The organism is Pseudomonas migulae NBRC 103157, assembly GCF_002091715.1.
Classification (GTDB): domain Bacteria; phylum Pseudomonadota; class Gammaproteobacteria; order Pseudomonadales; family Pseudomonadaceae; genus Aquipseudomonas; species Aquipseudomonas migulae_A.
Genome location: NZ_BDAG01000003.1, coordinates 14,403 through 32,014, shown reverse-complemented (window position 1 = coordinate 32,014; position 17,612 = coordinate 14,403). Strand labels below are relative to the sequence as shown.

Here is a 17,612-nt window from a genome sequence, read left to right as displayed (position 1 = left end):
TCCTACATGATGAGTGACAGGTAACCCTCAAGACTCCAGATGTTTTTTTCAACGGTCACCGGAGTCTCATTCAAAGAGGAGTAGACGATGGACTGGTCGTCTGTTGCTCCCCGTTCTATTGCCAGGTAATTCTGCGCCTTGCCGTCAAGAATGAGCTTCCTGGCAGCGTCTGAGAGCGCATAGGTAATGATCGTGATCGGGGTATTCTGGCGCTGGCATTTAGACATGATATTCGGCTGAATATGCTCGTCGTTGAAGCCGTAGCCAATACACAGGTATGAGTTAGCAGCGGTAATGGCCAAATCGGCATTGTGAATAGTCGAGCGATATGGCTCCAAATGCGTCGTTTGATATTTCTGAGTGCCCGGGGTCACGATTGTCGGCTTGTAGTTAGCAGGTATCCCTTGAATGTTTGAAAGGGCTACGATGTCTTCAAGAGGCGATTTGAACCAGTCCAGAGAACCGTGAACCTTCCAGATATTCACCCTGCGTGCAGACTTGATTTCATTCGGTTCGGCGCGCTGCCGAAAAAACCCGTGTGAGAAGCCCGTGTAATGATGGGCCCCCTCCTGATCGCAGGCATATTCTGCCAGCCTGTCATAATTCGTAGTGACGATATTTATTTTGGTGAGGCTGCTTTTGAACATGTGGCGCAGCAGCCGACTCAGCGGAAACATCGCTTGGCTCTGAAGGCTATCGTGGAAGATTTGAATGTCTTCAGAGCTGATGAGCGACCAGGTTGCGGTGATAATCCTGGAGGTCAGCTCTTCAGTAACGGCCACCTGATGCAGTGCCGACTCCAGATCAACGCCGTCCAATAAGACCTGGCAGAATTTCTCCCAAGCCTCAATCTCGGCAGCAGACAAGCCCGAAATGTCGGTATTTTCGACCAGGTGCTTCGCAAGCGCACCCATTCCAGACATGCCATGGGCAGCAGATGCACCGCTGCCCAGGATGATGAGAGGAGCCTTACCGTAATAGTCCTGCGCTTGTTTTTCGAAATTCAGGTCAGACAAAATTCTATCCTTGTCGTTTGTGTCGATCCTAAAAACTACGCCTGACGGCCTATCAGCCTACAAGGCTCAATACCCTTGGAATCACCGAACAGAATCCTGTGCTGATTTGGATTATGGTCAGCGCTCAACATACTCCAGAGCCCGAAAGCAGACCAGCCCCGACGATTCGCCATTCTCCAGGAGAATGCTGGCCTGCGAGCCGGGCGGATTGGCCACAAATTGGCCACAAGCTCAAAAAGCCTACGGCGGACAATGGCGGATTTCTGCGGGTTTTCGCGGGTGAGTTTTTGTGGCAAAAACCACCAAAACGCTCCAATTTGAGATCAAAAACGACCGTTAAACCATTGATTTCATTATGGAGCGGGCGACCGGCTTCGAACCGGCGACCTACAGCTTGGGAAGCTATAAAAATATCAATGATTACAGATACTTAAGTGGCGCTCGCCACACACTTGCCACACGATTCTCAAGAAACATCCAAAGCCAGCAGTGACCATCAATAAAACTGGTCAAATAACTTCAACTTCGTAATGCGTATTACGACCTTCACCAGCTTGCCTAAAAATACCGAGCTCAACGAGGTTCTGGAGGTCTCGCGCCGTTGTCGCTTTTGAGGCCCCCGTCATCTTCATGTATGTCTTCGTGCGCATATGAGTGCTTTCGTCTTGGCTGTTTTCCAGCATAAAGCTGATGATACTCATCTGCCTGTCATTCAGCTTCCCGCGATAGCGGTCGAAGATTTTAGTTTTGAACAGTGCAGCATTTATTGTTTGCTCAGTATCGTTTTGAGCATCGAGAATTGTGCGCGTGAAATAAGCGATCCATTCTGTAAGGTCGTTGGAGGTTTGAGCGTCGCTCAAAGCCCCATAGTAGGCTTTTCGATTGGACTCGATGGCCTTTGACAGGCTCATGACGACAGGGCGGCCTAACCCTTGGGAAAGGGCCTTTTCCGACAAGGCACGCCCGATGCGGCCATTGCCGTCCTCAAATGGGTGGATGCTCTCAAAATAGAGATGCGCAATGGCTGAGCGGACTGCCGGGCTTTTGAGACTATTATTACCGCCAGGGGCTGTGTCGTTGAACCAGTAGATAAAGCCTGCCATTTCTTTCGGAACATCGGAGGAAGATGGCGCCTCAAAATGGACTCGCTGTTTACCAAGAGGTCCGGAGACGATTTGCATCGGGTCCTCATGACTCCGCCATTGACCGACGATGAGACGTTTGACGAAGGGAGCCATAAGCCTGCTATGCCAGTCGAACAGCATCGTCTCAGTAAGCGGGGCTGCAAAGCTTTGCCGAACGGCAACCATCAGTTCACCGACACCCTGCGCCTTTTTGTCCCCTACCTCTTCATGAGCAGGACTGAGGCCGAGATTGTTCCGGATCGAGGACATAACATCGGAGCGCTGAATGAACTCGCCCTCAATCTCGGACGTTTTAACGGCCTCCGAAACCATAAGAGAGAGAATTATTTCCTGCTGGGCATTGTCGGGCAACCCTTGCAGGAGTCCGGCGATATGGCCAGTTTTCTCTGCAAAGTCAAAAAGAAGATCTTCCACGAATGAAAGATCGTAACGAAAGTTGGGCCAATCAGGTTGTTGCCAGTTATACGTCATGAGACGAATATATCCCTTAATCGTCTCATTTCCAGCTAATTAATGAGACGGATAGCCCGATTAATCGCCTCATTAATATAGTTAATTTACTCTCTAGATGAATGAAAGGACTTATGGCCTTGGAAGCTAAATAAATATGTATAGTTATAACTACTTAGTTAGTGCTAGCCACATATTTGCCACACGCTCCTGAAGGAATATATAGGGCTAGCACAGCGCTAACGCCAACCGGCAGCGCCTCACTCATTAAGATGGACAGAGTTGCCGCACAGACAAACCTCGGGCCGTCGCGGCTCCTCCTCACCCTTGTAATGACTATATCTGCCTAACGACTTAACGTCCTGGGGTACAATTCCCGTTGGGAGGGCACTTGTGACCCGCATTTGGTCCGCAAGGCGGGCATTGCCTGGAAGGCCCGCATTCTGGAATGCACTGCTTATTATTAGGGCCACACTCCGGCTGACAGAAGGCGTCGGTAGAGCTTGTTGCCTCCGCAATTCGTTGTCTGGTTGCCCTCAACGTTTCTGAGCAGTTGATCTCCGTGAGATTGCTGAATAGTACAGAGCCTACCGGCCACTGCTTCGACATGATGCATGGGGCTACGACTCCATCAGGTCCGATGGCTAGAACCCCTTCGGCACAATGACCACAAAGCTCCGTCATCGAGCATGTATCGTTTTCTTGCGCTCGTCCAAATCCACGGATGCGATCGTACCCAATATTCATAACCCCCATCTCTGTCAGGTAGTTAAAAACAGACTGATACTCACCTGAATTCGCCTCCATCTCTATAAGCCCGACCCGCAGATCAAGGCCTGCTGCGAGAATTTTCCGCATATTCACTGTTGTGCGGCTAAAGCTTCCAACCGAACCAGTAATTCCGTCGTGCGTAAGAGCATTAGTTGAATAGAACGATGTGGCGACAGAAATCCTGTATTTTTTGAAAGTATCTATTAATACGTCGCTTACTTTAACAAGGTTTGTGAACACCTCTACAAACTCGTAACCAATTTTTGAAGCGCGCTCAATCAGCACAGGCAGGCTTTTGTTTAGTGTCGGCTCGCCACCGATAAACTGAATTTGGCGACAGCCCAAGGCATAACTTTCTTCGATCAGCCGGAGATAATCAGCCTCGGTTAGGAAGTCTCTGTCGCCACTATATGGGCTAGACCCCGAGTAACAGTGGCTGCATTGCAGGTTGCATCGATTGGTTAATTCAAGCCACAAAAAATCAAATTTCGGCTGGTTTGAAGGTACGTTACGAACAGGTTCTTCGTGCATAGCATAAAGTCTCCTTAGATCGAGAACGGTTTCAGGCATCGCCTGGTTAACGGCATTGAAACGCTGAAGCGAGCTTCAATGGCGCACAAGAAGCGTAGGTCCATCACTTCACTACTGCAAACGCAGGCTTGCATTTGGTGCTGCCAGCCTGCTTTTTTCTAGCCTAATATGTAATGTTATGCTATATCTAAAGAAAGCGAGGAGCATTGCCCCACAACACCCCTGTATTACTCGATGAAATTGTAATGAAAACGCAGGAAATCCTGCGTTACGCCACGAAATTGCATACCGACTATTTGAATCAGCGAGACTTAACGGAGTTACAAGCAGCTTTCGCTGGTTGCTGTGGCCTGGCACAGTGTGTCGCTGGATATGCATTTCAAGACCTAGGCGTGCCAGCCAAGCCGTTAGCTACTCAATCTCTTGAAGGTTACTGGATGCAGGGTCATGCCGCGCTTGTTGTCGAAGTCTCGGAAGGGCCGGATAGTGGGTGGTATCTTATCGATCCAACTTTTTGCCAATTCTGTGTAACGGAGGCATCCGAGGCTGCTCCTAGCCCTGCGAATTATCTAAAGCAAAGCGGTGCAGGCTTGGACATTATCACCTCGCTACGCAGTAGGGGTTACTTAAAATTGACGCCAGCGAACGCCGCACTTTATCTCTCCGCATTTTGCAAGGGTATAGCACCGCTCCAGTCCGACGAGGCGATGGCCTTTATGAAGAATCCGCCGCCGCATCCATATCACTTCCGCCGTGACATTGAGTGCGAGGATTACAGCCGAGAAAATCTCGCGCGATATAATCAACTAATTGATTGCAGCAGCCCGTCACTGCGTTCGATTACACGAACCCCATAACAAAAAGTCCCGTCAATCAACTTGTGACTTACTGTCTGTCATCTGGAAGATCATCCCCTGGCGACGAGTCTTTTTGTTCTCGGCCTGGCGAATGAGATGGGCATAAACATCGAACGTAGTACTGATGTTTGTGTGACCCATAAGGGTTTTGATCTTTGCAATGTCCGTCCCTTGCGCGATTAGGACGGACGCAAAGTAGTGCCGCAGCAAATACGGCGAGTACCGCGATCTGACGACTTCCTCGTCGTCAATCTTCTCAATCTTGATAACACCTGCCTTCTTACAAACCTCATCGAACCCGCGTTTGCGCCAGTTATCGAGCGATTGCCACGTCCCTGTCTCGGTCGGAAAGGCCAGATCATAGTTGTTCGGGCCTTCGTGACCTTTGATGTACTCGGACACGATGTCCAGCGTGATGGGGCTTAGCTCGATGAAACGGCGGGCTGCTGGTGTCTTGGGGACAGACAGATCGCCACTGCGATCAATGGCGCGCTCTACGTGCACACCGCCGTCGCGGAAACTGCTTCTAGCAACGGCTACATACTCCTGCGGACGCATGCCGGAATCTACGGCGAGGTACAACATTGGGCGATAGCGCTTCCAGGCATTCTTGACGCGGAGATTAGTCGAGTTGGCGAGATCGTCTGCCGCTTGCAGGAGGTCTCGTACTTCCTGCTCTGACGGAATGACTACCTCTTCGTCGTACCGTGTTTCCTGGCGCACGCCAACGCCGAGGGCAGCGTTCGACTCGACTGCGCCGCGTGTCGCCATTTCAGCAACGACTGCGTGAAAGTAGGTCAGCGTCTTGGCTGCTAGGTAGCGACCGTGTTCGTTGATCAGCCAGGATCGGAAGGCCACGACATCAGGCTTGGTGAGACCACGCAGATCTGTCTCCCACGTATAGCCCTTCATGATCCTGGCGATATAGGTGTAGTAGTCGAGGGTTGCCTTGGAGACCGGGGGCCTGCCGTCGCGCCCCTCTTTCTCACAAATGCTCAGCCACTTGTCGATGGCCTGAGGCACGCTGAGTCCGCCTCCGGCATGTGTCTCTTTCGGGGATTCCCGAAACTGCCGCGCTTCTTTGGCCGTTGCGAAAGTCTTATAGGAATAACCTGATTTCGAACCCTTGTCCGCATAGCGAACCTGGTACGTAACACCCTTCTTTCCTATCTTTTTCCTGATATCCGACATGATTCTGCATATCGCAATTAACTTTTTCGGTCAAATACACTCCGAAGACTGGCCGCATTAATATGTGCATTATTTTGAGCATTCACCTGACAACTGGTATAAATCTCCACCAAAAGGTTTTTATCAATTTTCAATCGACCATCGATGGGATCAACAAAAAATGGAAGCTTACGCTTTCCGTTTGCATCCGGGTCTGCCGCCCGCTTTATTTGCCGCTGGGTAAGCTCAACTCCGCTTTCAGCGAGTACATTTCTTGCTTGTTCAATATTCACATAGCGAGGGAATTCCATGACAATATTAATCTCCATTTTTAATTATCCAGACACAAAATTTTATTTCTAACTATATTTTAAATTCTTCAGCCGAACACCGATACGGCCCATGACTGAATAATTTATGGACTGTTTGTCCATACTTGTTTCGCAAGACAACATCCTCTCCAAACTCATTGATCGGATTAATGTACAAGGTTGCGCCCTTTAGGTGCTCAACACCAAACTCCTCCTCAAGCTCCAGGAGCTTCTCATAAAACGCCTGACGCAATTGAGGCATTGTCATGTCCCCCTTAATTATAATCTGCATTCCTAATATCTCTTTCTGTCATATACAAAAGTTCAGGATCAATATTTTAATAGTGTTACTAATTCAGTTTACAACTAATTAATTTTCACACTTTTTAGTTGTGATTCTTTCTCGATCTCTCTGCATCGATCTGCGAAAGTCCGCCACGATCCGGATAGACCTTAAGAGGAATACGAGAGGCGGCTCCCGCAACGCCCTCATGTAGCGTAGAAGCCATGATCCCGAATGGGGAAATGAGATGAACGCCTATTATTCGACGAAGGATTTATGCGAGCGTTTTCGCTGCTCAAGCCGCACGCTGTTTCGCCGCATGAAGCGAATAGCGAATCCATTTCCGGCTCCGTGCATGAAGCACGCTGGGAGCTGCAACCTCTGGGACGCCGGTGATGTTTTCGAGTGGGAGCAGCGCGAGCGCAAACGCACACTCGGTGCAATCCGGACTACAGATTCAGCATCGATTGATGGCTGGAGAATAGACGCTATGCTGGGCAGTTCTGAGGTCGGACATTAGAGAGCTTTCTCAAAACAATAGCATGAGCTGTGCCACGTTGAGATTCTGCTTCGGCAGAAACGCGACTATTGCATGTGACCATCTGAAGGCTTCTATTTGCAATCCGCATGTAAATCGCGAAATCTTCCAGCGTCACAGACTGCGACCTCGCAACCGGGCGACGAATACCAGTATTTCAGCCAGCCTCAGCGTAACCGCAAAGCGAGGAAATCAACATGTGCGCTCGCTTTTCCACTGTAGAAACGTGGCTTATTTCATATCCAGAAAGGCAGCACTGCCTCTTTTATAAGGTCCAGCTTTTTTTGTAGTGTCAGCAAGGTCAATTGCTCCTGAAGGAGCATGACCGCCTTGCTCGATCTATTGCTGGCGCGCAGTCCTACCATTCGACTTGAAGCGTAGCTCCTTAATATTTGGCACGCTTCGAGCCATTCAGCACATACACGTGGGATCGCTCAACTTTTGACCTGAAACGCGTCCATCGCAAAAGACATTTAACACCGCAGCTCACGAATATCTTTGGCAGTACAACGCGAACTGACAGAAGTTACCGCAATCTTGCTAATCCAGTCCATGTAAGCTGAAACTCCTGTATAAACACCTGGCCCCTCACCACACCCACGCCCAAAACTAACCACTCCAACTTGAGTAATTTTACTCCCTCCCCTCACATATAGCGGCCCGCCACTATCCCCCTTACAAGAATCTTTTCCGCCCCCGCCAGCACAAATAACATTTGATGGAAGCTTATCACTCAAGCCAACTGCTTTCTCGCATAACGAATTTTTTACAACCTTAATTTCCGCCTCCATGAGATAGCGAGAAACAGGATTTCCAATAGCAGTTTTCCCCCATCCAGAAATTAATAGCGCCTGCTCAGGCGCTATTAATTTAGACTCAGTCAATGCATCTGCCAGAATCACATAACCAACATCAGACACAGGCTCTTCCAACTCAATTAAAGCAATATCATCTCTGGAAGGCTTGCAACGATAATTTGGATTAATCACTGTATTTTTTGGAGCCACAAGTTTTGCGCTAACAACTAAATCAGTACTTCCATATAGTACCCAGAACCATCCCGCCCTAGGCTTCTCACAATCCAATGGATCCATCAAACAATGCGCAGCCGTTAGTACCCATTTATTATTAATCAGCGTACCACTGCAAAATATTCCATCCAAATGGGTCCTACCGGACTCAACCAACGCGACTTGCCATTGATTTCCATCCGGTTTAGCCATATGCCCGCCATGGATCAAATAATCAACTACACTTTGGGGCTCATATTCTCCGGCAGACGCGCCTTTGCAAACCATTAACAACATTATAAAAACTATAACTTTTCGAGCGATCATTACATCATTCCTCTAAGTACGAATAGAGCAATGGAAGTCCTGCACTCCTGCGACTATTGTTGGACGCTATTTTCGCCTTAATCAATTTAACCCTTGCCGCAGCTAGGTCATGCAAACTCGATTTTTCATCCTGCATTACGTCCGCCAGCTCCGCCTCCGCCTCATCTACGTCTAGATCCGAAAACACAACATCCTGGCGCCCAGTTCGTTTGGCCTCTTCCTTAGCGAGTTTATTTGCTTTAACTTTTGATGATATAACTTTATCTTGTATAGCAGTGCTCAATTCTGTCTCCGAAGCTTTTAAAGCCTCGCCCAAGTAAGCAGCAAACTTACTACCCTTACTTACTTCCGTTATAGTTGCCGACGTATTGAAAAACCCGAACCCCCGCCCCTCTAATTTTTTATCTAGCTTAAATTCCTTGCAATGTTCCTTCGTCAAGTCTGGTGTACAAAAACTGCTTGCCCACTTTTGATTACTATCATTTCTTTCGGCTTTTTCAAGCTTATGCTCGAATTCCTGGCGAGCAGCCTCCACCATGAAACCACAGCGCTCATCGTTGATGCCAAATTTTTTAGGGACTTTTGTGTTCAGTGATTGCACTTCAGCACAGTACTTTTTTACAGCATGGTCAACATCACTATCGGCATACAAGGAGGGACGAGTGGGAAGATCACTTTCAGGGCTCGGCACCAAAACGCTGTAAGCCAAAAGATAGGGAGCAATTTCTTTTTCACGCTTTTCTTTTGCTTTATTTACATCAGCCATTTCTGCTGGAAATGCAAGAGGCGAACTCTGCACCCCAAACAAACGCCAGTCCCCTTCCTTAATACCTTCTTTAATGCCGTCCCTCAGACCCACAGATTTAAAATTTATAATAGTAGAAGCAAATGGAACGCTCTCACCTAGCGCGGTTAAATTAATCGCGACTGAATAATCTCGGACAGAAGACGAAAACCACGACCTATCTTCAAATTTTTCAACCTTCAGATAAACTGGTTTAAGCTGAAAATACTTTGCCCCTTTCAATGGCACAACTTTCAGCTCTGCCCTAAAAATCGTATCGACCAATCCCTCTAGGTCTGCAATATTTGACGCCGAGGTCCCCCCAGGGGAATCATTGACATTCTTAAAGTGGCCTCGAATAACAATTAAACAACCGACATTTGATTTTACTGTCAAATCAGCATCCTGTGTCACACTATAAAAATAATCATCCACATTTCCAACACTAACTATAGACTTACTTTCCCCCGCTGCCTTCAAGGATGCTGCCGCAGCATCAATTGCGCCGGTGATAAGTTGAGGTGCAACTACTGCAATCAAGCCTCCCAGCACCAGACTGCGATTATCACCAACTTCCTTTTCGTCAATCAAAGCGGGACACTTCTGTGACCAAGCGATTCTTGTCTGCAGAGTTCTATCGCTTTCTCCAACGCTTGCACAACCGGATAACAGCAAGCAGCAAATGAGTACTGTATTTATCCGCATGGCGGCAACCCCTACGAGTAGAAGCAATACGAGCGACGCATCCTAAATGCTAGCCGTCATTCGACAAATTACAAACGGAGCATCTCAACTTTTTATCAAGCGCAAATTAAATAACAGGCTATAATTAATCGTTTTTTATTTTACCGATCTCATTTTCTTAATTTCTCCCGCCTCGAATAACAAAAGGACAGCAGCAATGCGCTGACGCCACACCTGCAGAAAAATCAGATACACCGCTCGTAAGGGGCTTCAAGTAGCGAAATAGGCCGCCATCAACGTAGCTGGCGGGCGAACGTCAATCAGGCAGTAATCTGCGCACGTCAATTAAAACGGTAGAGGAGGGACTGGGCGACGGCCGGTAATAACACGTTGAATAGGCACGAGCCGAAGAAGGCTGAATTTCCTCCCCTCCGTTCACTCCCGCGCTTGCCAATATTTCTTAACTATTGAAGTCTCGCTTCGACAGGTCGAAAAATGTACTCAATTATAATATGCACTTGATAAACTCCTCAGCCCTGGCTTACCGCCTTGCCTTGAGCATCACAGAGTGATGAGCTAAATTTAATGATCTACTGTCGCGTCGTCATGAGCGCATACTACACTCCTCAATGACACTGGAACTCCAAGGGCACCAAATGCTACGCGGCAAAAATGAGCCTCCAACCTCATCTAAATGATGCTTTATGTATTCTAAATTAGCGTCACACACTTCTATCTGGTTCTCAAAAAAGTCAACCGTGGAGGGCTCCAAGTGAAATTCCCACCCAGGATTATAGTCCACACTACTTTGAACAATGATCCCTTGCAAATGAACGCGCGTCAGTTCCTCACCGGAAATTACCCGCCTTGCGTGCAATATTTTATTAGCATCAATTAACTTAAATACGAATCGCTGGATTGACCCATCCTTGCTTAATTGCTCCATAACAAAATATGCTTCCATCATTAATCTCTCATTAGAGCGGGGACAACAAACTCCCGCATTTCCGATCAAAAATCACTAGCATTCTTATGCCGTGATAATTACGCAGTTCGCGATATACGATCAAATACACCGTCCGCTGCAGGACCACCTTCTGATGTTTGTCGAGGCTCTCGGCAATGCTGCTCCTTCTCCTTCCGTTCGTTCTCCAGCTTGCGTCTTTCTTGCTCATCCTTTTCTCTTTGTTTTTCGCGCTCCTTGTCGTATCTGTCCCATATACCCAGGGCGGCTTCCACAACAAGTGCTGCAGCCACAATCCACTCTGCAACAGCTAATGATGCTTTAACTTCAGGCAGCTGAGCAGAACTATCCAACTCACCTTTAATTTTAAGCAAATTGGCGCGATCCGCGTAAATTCTTGTGACATTAATGCCTCCTTGCAGCACCAAATATAAACCCGTTTCCGCACTACCCTCCACTCTCAAAGATTTTAGGTCTTTCGTTGAATCATTAATAGTTTTTAGCGTATCCAGCGAAAAAAAACCGTTTACAGGTTTCCACTCAGACTCCAGTCGAGGAAGTGCTCTAGCAGGAGATTCCGCGAACTCCTCGTACAAATCAAGAGTTTCTGCTAATTCCCACGCAAATCGCCCCTGATCTACCGAATTAAGTTCCTGACTTTCTTTCAACCCGGACACAACCTGCGCTATCTTATTTATACTATCCGGAGTAAGGAGCATTTCAAATTCAGTACGCAGCCTCACAATCAGGTAGGGATTTCCTGCCTCACTAATTGACCCGACCACCTTGATTTCTGCTTTCATAGTCGCCACCTATATTTCAATTTGATATTAATGAAATTCAGTCAGCACAGCTACATATAACCACTATAGTGTAGAAGGCGGAATCATAGTTTGCTGAAAAATTTTGAACGCAGATTTTGCGAAGTCTATGGTTGCTTTGGGACGAAGACTTCATAGTCCCAGATAAATTCTTATCCTGACTGAGTATTATCAGTCCAAGTATGTTGAATCGCGCTTTTTGATTAGTTCTACTGCGATGGGATTTTATAATGTTAGAGCTATGAGGCGCTGCCACCACGCGCTATAGGCGTCCTTCTGCTCCGACAGATAGTCATACTGGTCGTACACCTGCCAGCTCCCCGGAAGCTTGTGACCGAGCATGATTTCGGCGATATGGGGCTCGGTCAGGGTCGAGAAATTGGTGCGCGCGGTCTTGCGCAGGTCGTGAACCGACCAGTGCTGCATTTCGTATTTCTCATGTCGCCGCAGCCACTGCATGATGTTGTAAGGCAGCTGCAAGGGAGCCCCCGCCCCCATCGGTTTGGTTGTGCCACTGTTGGTGAACAGGAACTTGCCCTCGGCGCTGAGCGCCACGGCCTGTTTGATCAGCGCCTCAATATCCGGGGTGATCGGACGCAGAAGCGGCTTTCCTGAAGCTTTGCCCAGCTTGTGGTTTTCAGTGGGCACCGTCCAAATCTTCTTGGCAAAGTCGAAATGGCTTTTTTCGCTAAGACGCAACTCGCTGTTACGGCATCCGTAGATCAGACACAGCTTCAGGAAAATCTTGTTCTTGGTCGCCATGCGCGATTGCTCCATGGCTTTCCACACCAGCTTGATTTCATCGTCGGAAAGGGAGCGCGACCCGACGATTTTTTTGATCTGCAAGTCTTCCTTGGCGTTGATCTCCGATAGCGGGTGCGAGGGGATTAACCGGCGCTTCACACCCCATTTCAGCATCTGTTTGGCATTGACCAGGATGCGTTCGGCGATACCGGGCCTTGCTTTGGCTTGCCCCTCAAGAAGTGCTAGCCATTCGTGCAGGGTGACTTTCCCGGCAGGAAGCTTGCCGACTCTAGGGAACACATGGATCTCGAAAGAGCGCAGGATTTCGTGATGCCCCTTCTTGTTCCCTTTGCAATACGCCTCGTACCACTGGCGAAACAGCGACTCCACGGAATCTGCCTGGAGGATCGCCTGCTTCTCCAGCTGCTTCACCACCCTCGGATCGTGTCCCTGCTCAAGCTGGGAACGCAGGCGCTGCGTTTCTGCGCGCGCATCCTTGAGTGACATCAGCGGATAGGTGCCGAGATCAAGGCGGCAGGGGCGACCGTCATAGCGAAAGCGCAGCTGAAAAGTGATCTTGCCCTTCGGGGTGACGCGCACACCAAACCCGTCGCGGTCTGATTTCTCTTCACGTGTACTGCGGGGTTTGCCGTTGTTGGCCTTCAGCCATGCGTCTGAGATCGCCATAAGCTCTCCGGACTGCGTACATAATTTTCTGGGTCTTCCGAAAGGCTGTTTTGTGTACGCTGCCATGTACACAAACCCTGTGGCTCAGCTTGTCTTCGGGTGTCTCAGATTGTCGCGGTCGCGGTGATTTTCATCAATGGAATCAGTAGATAAAATCGGAATATGACGGGGCCTGTCTTCGCCTGACTCAGAGGGTAATGTCAGGGTGGGAAATAATGGCGAAAGTGCGGCGTTTCGCGACTTCGGCGGCCTGTTTGGTCATGGGAAATCGCCTGGCGGTGATTCAAAAAAGGGCGGCGAGTATAGCGCAAACCGACCGTCACGGACCACCGCCCGCCCGGACGCCCGGAACTTTGTAGGCGCCGGCTTGCTGGCGATAGCGTCGCCTCGGTGTATCTGGCAGACCGAGGCGCGCCCATCGCCAGCAAGCCGGCTCCTACAGGGACGTGGTCAGGCATCAAGGGTGGCTATCTGCTGTTAAATATGGAACCTTTTAAAAGGTGGAGGCGTCCACTCCCCTGTTACAGCACTCGTAGCAGGGTTTGAAAAATCTGCAAGTTAGCCTGACGAGGCTGCGCTTATGGCTCGATCTCATGCGGTTTTACCAGCATGAAGAGCTGCTTCTCGCGAACGCTTTTTGCCCGGCAGCCAGGAATGGCATGCCACACGGGACTGCGTTCGCCGACAAAGAAAAAAGGAGTCCGCCTGTGGCTATTCGCTATGGCAAGGGGCTGATAGGAGGTGCGGTTGTCGTCGCTCTCCTGGCCCTGCTGGTCCACTGGATTGGCATCAACACGATCGAACATTACCGCGACGATTTGTTGTTTTACCTGCAAGCTCACTTGATTCTCGTCCTCGTTTCCATGCTGGCCGCCCTCGTCGTGGGCATCCCCGCCAGCATCGTCCTCAGCCGTCCGAGCATGGTGGGACGTGCTGAACGCTTCATGCAGATCTTCAACATCGGCAACACTGTGCCGCCTCTCGCCGTACTCGCCATCGCCCTGGGCATCCTCGGCATCGGCAGCGGTCCCGCGATCTTCGCCCTGTTCCTCGCCTCGTTGTTGCCGATCGTGCGCAACACCTATGAAGGCCTGAAAAACGTACAGGGTTCACTCAAGGAAGCGGCCGTCGGCATCGGCATGACACCGACTCAAGTGCTGTGGCGTGTCGAACTGCCGAACGCCGTACCGATCATCATCGGTGGCGTGCGCGTGGCACTGGCGATCAACGTCGGGACGGCCCCCCTGGCATTCCTGATCGGCGCCAACAGTCTGGGCAGCCTGATTTTCCCCGGCATCGCCCTGAACAATCAGCCGCAACTGCTGCTCGGCGCTTCCTGCACCGCCCTGCTCGCCTTGCTGCTCGACGGTCTGGTGACACTCGTCAGCCGCCTCTGGCTCGAACGCGGCTTGCGCCCGTCTTAAGCCTCGGCAAAGGAATTTTTATGAAAAAATTAAGCTTTTTAATAGGCTGCGCTCTGCTGTTCTCGGGAATCGTCCAAGCCGCAGAAAAACCCGTGATCCGCATCGGCGCCCGGGTGTTCACCGAGCAAACCCTGCTCGCGGAAATCACCTCCCAGTACCTGCGCACTAAGGGTTACGAAACCCAGGTGACCGGCGGTCTGGGCAGCAACCTCGCTCGCAGCGCCCACGAAAGTGGCCAGCTGGATTTGATGTGGGAATACACCGGCGTATCGCTGGTGGCCTACAACCACATCACCGAGAAACTCGACAGCGCTCAGTCCTACGCCAAGGTGAAAGAACTCGACGCGAAAAAAGGCCTGATCTGGCTCACCCCGTCGAAGTTCAGCAACACCTATGCCCTGGCCCTGCCGGAAAAAACCGCAAAGGCCTACCCGCAGATTAACACCATCAGCGAACTGAACACAGTGCTGCAGGCTGAGGCGAAAACCAATCACCTGGTCGCGCTGGACACCGAGTTCGCCAACCGTTCCGACGGTCTGGACGGCATGGTCGACCTCTACGGCATGAACCTGACCCGCAAAAACATCCGCCAGATGGATGCCGGGCTGGTCTACACCGCCCTGCGCAATGGCCAGGTGTTTGCCGGTCTGGTCTACACCACCGACGGTCGCCTGAACGCCTTCAAACTCAAGTTGCTCGAAGACGACAAGCACTACTTCCCGGACTACACCGCTGCGCCGGTGGTGCGTCAGGTTTACCTCGATGCCCATCCGAAACTGGCGCAAGAGATCAAGCCGCTGGCCGAGCTGTTCGATGACGAAACCATGCGCCAGCTCAACGCACGGGTCGATGTCGATCACGAAAGCCCTTCATCCGTTGCCGCCGATTTCCTGCGCCAGCATCCAATCAACTAAGGAGGAAAAGTCATGGAATTTCTGAACGCCTTTTCCCATCTCGACTGGCCGCTGGTGCTGCACCTGACCTGGCAGCACATCACCCTGGTCGGTATCGCCGTGACCCTGGCGATTCTGGTCGGCGTGCCGCTGGGCATTCTGATGACGCGCTTCCCGACGCTGGCCGGCCCGTTGCAGGCCAGCGCCACGGTGCTGCTGACCGTGCCGTCAATTGCACTGTTCGGCCTGCTGCTGCCGTTCTACTCGACATTCGGCCAGGGCCTGGGTCCGATGCCGGCGATCACCGCGGTGTTTCTGTACTCGCTGCTGCCGATCATGCGTAACACCTACCTCGCGTTGACCGGCGTCGAACCGGGCATTCGCGAAGCCGCACGCGGCATCGGCATGACCTTCGGCCAGCGCCTGCGCATGGTCGAACTGCCAATCGCGGTGCCGGTCATCCTCGCCGGCGTGCGCACCGCCGTGGTCATGAACATTGGTGTCATGACCATCGCCGCGACCATCGGCGCCGGTGGCCTCGGTGTACTCATTCTCGCTTCCATCAGCCGCAGCGACATGTCGATGCTGATCGTCGGCGCCGTGCTGGTCAGTCTCCTGGCCATCTTCGCCGACCTGCTTCTGCAATGGCTGCAACGCACGCTGACTCCAAAAGGACTCCTGAAATGATCGAACTTCAAAACCTCAGCAAGACCTTCCAAAGCAACGGCAAAGATGTGAAAGCCGTGGACTCGGTGAGCCTGACCGTCAATGAAGGCGAAATCTGTGTGTTCCTCGGGCCATCGGGCTGCGGTAAAAGCACCACGCTGAAGATGATCAACCGTCTGATCAAACCGACCTCGGGCAAGATTCTGATCAACGGCGAAGACACCACCGACCTCGACGCGGTGACTCTGCGTCGCAACATCGGTTATGTGATCCAGCAGATCGGTCTGTTCCCGAACATGACCATCGAGGAAAACATCACCATCGTTCCGCGCCTGCTGGGCTGGGACAAACAGAAATGCCACGACCGCGCCCGCGAGTTGATGAGCATGATCAAGCTTGAGCCCAAGCAATATCTGACGCGCTACCCGCGTGAATTGTCCGGGGGCCAGCAGCAACGGATCGGCGTGATTCGCGCCCTGGCGGCGGATGCACCGCTGTTGCTGATGGACGAACCGTTCGGCGCGGTCGACCCGATCAACCGCGAGATGATCCAGAACGAATTCTTCGAGATGCAACGCGCGCTGAACAAGACCGTGATCATGGTCAGCCACGACATCGACGAGGCGATCAAGCTGGGCGACAAAATTGCGATTTTCCGTGCCGGTAAACTGTTGCAGATCGATCACCCGGACACGCTGCTGGCGCACCCGGCGGATGAATTTGTCAGCAACTTCGTCGGCCAGGACAGCACCCTCAAGCGCCTGTTGCTGGTGAAGGCCGAAGACGCGGCAGACAACGCGCCGTCCGTCAGCCCGGAAACGCCGGTGGCGCAAGCCCTGGAGTTGATGGACGAACTCGACCGTCGGTATGTGGTGGTCACGGATGGTGCGAACAAGGCGCTCGGTTATGTACGACGTCGCGACCTGCACCGTCAGGCCGGTACATGCGCGCAGTATTTGCGCGAGTTCAACGCCACCGCGGCGTACGACGAGCACTTGCGCATCCTGCTGTCACGGATGTACGAGTTCAATCGTTCGTGGTTGCCGGTGATGGATGCCGAGCGGGTGTTCCTCGGGGAAGTGACCCAGGAGTCGATTGCCGAGTATTTGAGCTCCGGCAAGTCCCGTGGGGGCAAGACCAGTATTGTTTCGCCGGCCGAGACTGCTGTCGCCTGATCCTGTGGCGAGGGGGCTTGCCCCCGTTGGGCCGCAAAGCGGCCCTGAAACCAGAGCACGCGGTTATTCTGATAACCGCATGCGCTGATTTTACGACTGCTGCGCGGTCGAACGGGGGCAAGCCCCCTCGCCCCATAAGCTATGTGTAAATCCCTCCAGAATTCCTCATCCGGGGAACATCACACTGTCATGCAGGTCGGTTACATCAGTAACTGTCGGGGACCGCACGACGGAAGCGTGCAAAAACGCGACATTTTTTGTTGATCTCAAGCCCCTCACGCCCTAAAGTTCGCGCCGAACGTCCATGCTGGAAACGATCCATCCGGCTCAAGTACTGACGACGAGACAGCAAGGCCAAGGG

16 protein-coding genes and 1 pseudogene are annotated in these 17,612 nt (G+C 51.3%); 5 read left to right on the top strand and 12 right to left on the bottom strand.

Annotated elements, in window-relative coordinates; genetic code table 11:
* Positions 1-2 precede the first annotated feature (2 nt).
* From PMI01S_RS03670 to PMI01S_RS03660, 3 genes are all read right to left on the bottom strand, one after another.
* Positions 3-1,016, bottom strand: a complete 1,014-nt coding sequence (locus tag PMI01S_RS03670) for an SIR2 family protein (RefSeq protein ID WP_057005158.1) — start codon at positions 1,014-1,016, stop codon at positions 3-5.
* Between the two features lie 509 nt (positions 1,017-1,525).
* The gene (locus PMI01S_RS03665; RefSeq protein WP_057005157.1) at positions 1,526-2,632 is read right to left on the bottom strand and encodes a Fic family protein; all 1,107 of its coding nucleotides are present in this window, start codon (positions 2,630-2,632) and stop codon (positions 1,526-1,528) included.
* A 333-nt stretch (positions 2,633-2,965) separates the two neighbouring features.
* Complete coding sequence (locus tag PMI01S_RS03660) at positions 2,966-3,913, bottom strand: radical SAM protein (RefSeq protein WP_159439515.1); 948 nt, start codon at positions 3,911-3,913, stop codon at positions 2,966-2,968.
* 245 nt (positions 3,914-4,158) lie between these two features.
* Here PMI01S_RS03660 and PMI01S_RS03655 point away from each other — a divergent pair, with 245 nt between their 5' ends.
* Positions 4,159-4,770: a hypothetical protein gene (locus PMI01S_RS03655; RefSeq protein WP_084318072.1), complete on the top strand. Its 612-nt coding sequence runs from the start codon at positions 4,159-4,161 to the stop codon at positions 4,768-4,770.
* A gap of 12 nt (positions 4,771-4,782) precedes the next feature.
* Here the strand turns inward: PMI01S_RS03655 and PMI01S_RS03650 are convergent, their stop codons facing one another.
* From PMI01S_RS03650 to PMI01S_RS32330, 9 genes and pseudogenes are all read right to left on the bottom strand, one after another.
* Positions 4,783-5,961: a tyrosine-type recombinase/integrase gene (locus tag PMI01S_RS03650; RefSeq protein WP_057005156.1), complete on the bottom strand. Its 1,179-nt coding sequence runs from the start codon at positions 5,959-5,961 to the stop codon at positions 4,783-4,785.
* Positions 5,962-5,978: 17 nt separating this feature from the next.
* A complete protein-coding gene (locus PMI01S_RS03645) occupies positions 5,979-6,269 on the bottom strand; it encodes a hypothetical protein (RefSeq protein WP_199918170.1) in 291 nt (96 codons plus the stop codon).
* Positions 6,270-6,303: 34 nt separating this feature from the next.
* Positions 6,304-6,513, bottom strand: a complete 210-nt coding sequence (locus PMI01S_RS03640) for a hypothetical protein (protein WP_225441873.1) — start codon at positions 6,511-6,513, stop codon at positions 6,304-6,306.
* Positions 6,514-7,545: 1,032 nt separating this feature from the next.
* Positions 7,546-8,409 (bottom strand): serine protease, encoded by an 864-nt coding sequence (locus PMI01S_RS03630; RefSeq protein ID WP_082643865.1) that lies wholly within the window; start codon positions 8,407-8,409, stop codon positions 7,546-7,548.
* Positions 8,410-8,413: 4 nt separating this feature from the next.
* The gene (locus tag PMI01S_RS03625) at positions 8,414-9,784 is read right to left on the bottom strand and encodes a hypothetical protein (RefSeq protein ID WP_139272962.1); all 1,371 of its coding nucleotides are present in this window, start codon (positions 9,782-9,784) and stop codon (positions 8,414-8,416) included.
* Positions 9,785-10,481: 697 nt separating this feature from the next.
* Complete coding sequence (locus tag PMI01S_RS03620; RefSeq protein WP_057005153.1) at positions 10,482-10,844, bottom strand: BP74-related protein; 363 nt, start codon at positions 10,842-10,844, stop codon at positions 10,482-10,484.
* A 77-nt stretch (positions 10,845-10,921) separates the two neighbouring features.
* Entirely contained in the window at positions 10,922-11,644 is a 723-nt protein-coding gene (locus tag PMI01S_RS03615; RefSeq protein ID WP_057005152.1) for a hypothetical protein, read from the bottom strand.
* 243 nt (positions 11,645-11,887) lie between these two features.
* Complete coding sequence (locus PMI01S_RS03610; protein WP_057005151.1) at positions 11,888-13,093, bottom strand: tyrosine-type recombinase/integrase; 1,206 nt, start codon at positions 13,091-13,093, stop codon at positions 11,888-11,890.
* 199 nt (positions 13,094-13,292) lie between these two features.
* Positions 13,293-13,355: pseudogene (locus PMI01S_RS32330) on the bottom strand (hypothetical protein); the annotation flags it as partial.
* Positions 13,356-13,800: 445 nt separating this feature from the next.
* Here PMI01S_RS32330 and PMI01S_RS03605 point away from each other — a divergent pair.
* The 4 genes from PMI01S_RS03605 to PMI01S_RS03590 are packed head-to-tail and all read left to right on the top strand — an operon-like array spanning position 13,801 to position 17,251.
* Positions 13,801-14,517, top strand: coding sequence for an ABC transporter permease (locus PMI01S_RS03605; RefSeq protein ID WP_084318070.1), 717 nt, complete (start codon positions 13,801-13,803; stop codon positions 14,515-14,517).
* A 20-nt stretch (positions 14,518-14,537) separates the two neighbouring features.
* On the top strand, positions 14,538-15,431 hold the full coding sequence (locus PMI01S_RS03600) for a glycine betaine ABC transporter substrate-binding protein (RefSeq protein WP_084318069.1): 894 nt from the start codon (positions 14,538-14,540) through the stop codon (positions 15,429-15,431).
* Between the two features lie 12 nt (positions 15,432-15,443).
* The gene (locus tag PMI01S_RS03595; RefSeq protein ID WP_084318068.1) at positions 15,444-16,097 is read left to right on the top strand and encodes an ABC transporter permease; all 654 of its coding nucleotides are present in this window, start codon (positions 15,444-15,446) and stop codon (positions 16,095-16,097) included.
* On the top strand, positions 16,094-17,251 hold the full coding sequence (locus PMI01S_RS03590; RefSeq protein WP_084318067.1) for an osmoprotectant ABC transporter ATP-binding protein OsmV: 1,158 nt from the start codon (positions 16,094-16,096) through the stop codon (positions 17,249-17,251). The genes PMI01S_RS03595 and PMI01S_RS03590 overlap by 4 nt, the downstream gene beginning before the upstream one ends.
* Positions 17,252-17,612: the final 361 nt, after the last annotated feature.